The organism is Deltaproteobacteria bacterium, from assembly GCA_026712905.1.
Taxonomy (GTDB): Bacteria; Desulfobacterota; Binatia; order UBA9968; family JAJDTQ01; genus JAJDTQ01.
The window spans coordinates 1-1,578 of the sequence record JAPOPM010000195.1; the positions used below are offsets into that span (position 1 = coordinate 1).

Sequence of the window (1,578 nt, forward strand, 5' to 3'; positions counted from 1 at the left end):
CCGCAGGCCCATCCCACGGCGACGCAATAGGATGCGGGACACGACGGCTCGGTGAGCGGAGCGAGGCCGGCCGCGTCCCAGGCCTTCGCCACGGCGCTCACGAAAGCCTCCCCCTGGGCGCCGCTCTCCAGCGCCAGCTCACGGGTGCCGCGGGACGCCGCGGCGATTTCCGCCACTTCCCGCAGCCGCGCCCGGTCCGTGTCGCGGGCGGCGTGCCAGGCGTTGCGGAAGAGCACCGCGTCCACTTGGCAACTGCCGTGGAGCAGGATCCCGCGGATCCATTCCTTGAGCCCGGCCCCGTCCAGGACCCGTTCCGCTTCCACCGCGTACTCCAGGCCGTGGCTGTAGGCAAAGGAACCCACCGGGAAGGCCGGTGACAGCCAACTCATGAGCCGGTACAGGTCGCTACTTCGGATGGATTCCCGCATGGTTCGTATGCTCCCGCGAAACATATGCGCCGGCCTCCGGATCGAAGGGCGCCTCGATGATGCGCACCTGTCCGCCCAGGACCACGACCAGTTCGGTGATTACGTGGTCGTTGCGGATGCAAAGCCGGCCGTTCTCGATCTGCGTGGGCACGTGCCGGTTCCCCAGGTGCCAGGCGATGCGCGTAAGTCTCCCCGGGCTATCGCAGGTAATCTCGGCGAGGACCTCGTCGGCCGCGCGGACCAGGACCCAGCCGCCGCTCTCCAACTGGAGGCCGTCGCCGTCGTGCATCACGGCCGCCTCTCGCAGGTCCAGCATCACCCAACCGCCGCCGTCGGTCTTGAGCCGTGTCCGGCGCCGGTGCCGCCCGTCGTACGGAAGGGTCACCGTGGCGCGTGCCGAGTGTCTCGGCCACTGTCCCGCCGGGCGCGTTATGATGGCTCGTTCCATGATCACGGGTGTCCGCCGGCGCGTCAGAAGAGAAAATACCGCTGCGCCATGGGCACGGTCCGCGCCGGTTCGCACGTCAGCAGCTCGCCGTCGGCGCGCACCTCGTAGGTTTCGGGGTCCACCTCCATGCGTGGGGTGGCGCCGTTGTGGATCAGGTTCTCCTTGCCGAGGTCTCGTGTCCGCTTCACCGGAAGGAGCGGCCTCCGGAGTTGCAGCGCGCCGGCGAGATCGGCGTCGAGCGCCGCGGCGCTCACGAAGGTGACGGTGTTCTCGCGCCGCGAGCCGCCGAAGGCGCCGAACATCGGCCGGTAGTGCACCGGCTGCGGGGTCGGGATGGAGGCGTTGGGGTCGCCCATGGGCGCGGCGACGATGGCGCCGCCCTTGAGGATGACGTCCGGCTTGACGCCGAAGAAGGCCGGCGACCACAGCACCAGGTCGGCGAGCTTTCCCGGTTCCACTGATCCGACGTATTCCGATATGCCGTGGGTGATGGCCGGGTTGATGGTGTACTTGGCCAGGTAACGCTTCACCCGGACATTGTCGTTGTCCGCCGTTTCCGCCGGGAGCCGGCCGCGCTGGCGCTTCATCTTGTCCGCGGTCTGCCACGTGCGGATGATGACCTCGCCCACGCGGCCCATGGCCTGGCTGTCGGACGCCATCATGCTGAACGCGCCCAGGTCGTGCAGGATGTCCTCGGCCGCC

The 1,578-nt window shown here is 69.1% G+C and carries 3 protein-coding genes; all 3 read right to left on the reverse strand.

Annotation, left to right across the window (positions count from 1 at the left end; all coding sequences use genetic code 11):
- Window positions 1–428, reverse strand: a 428-nt coding sequence (locus OXF11_16090) for an urease accessory protein UreF (protein ID MCY4488614.1), incomplete at its 3' end; no start/stop codon positions are given.
- Window positions 406–876: a Urease accessory protein UreE gene (locus tag OXF11_16095; protein ID MCY4488615.1), complete on the reverse strand. Its 471-nt coding sequence runs from the start codon at window positions 874–876 to the stop codon at window positions 406–408. The genes OXF11_16095 and OXF11_16090, both read right to left, overlap by 23 nt.
- A gap of 23 nt (window positions 877–899) precedes the next feature.
- Window positions 900–1,578, reverse strand: a 679-nt coding sequence (locus OXF11_16100; GenBank protein MCY4488616.1) for an urease subunit alpha, incomplete at its 5' end; no start/stop codon positions are given.

Coding starts and splice junctions, on each gene's coding strand:
- OXF11_16095 (MCY4488615.1), bottom strand. CDS start 876: ATGGAACGAGCCATCATAACGCGCCCGGCGGGACAGTGGCCGAGACAC.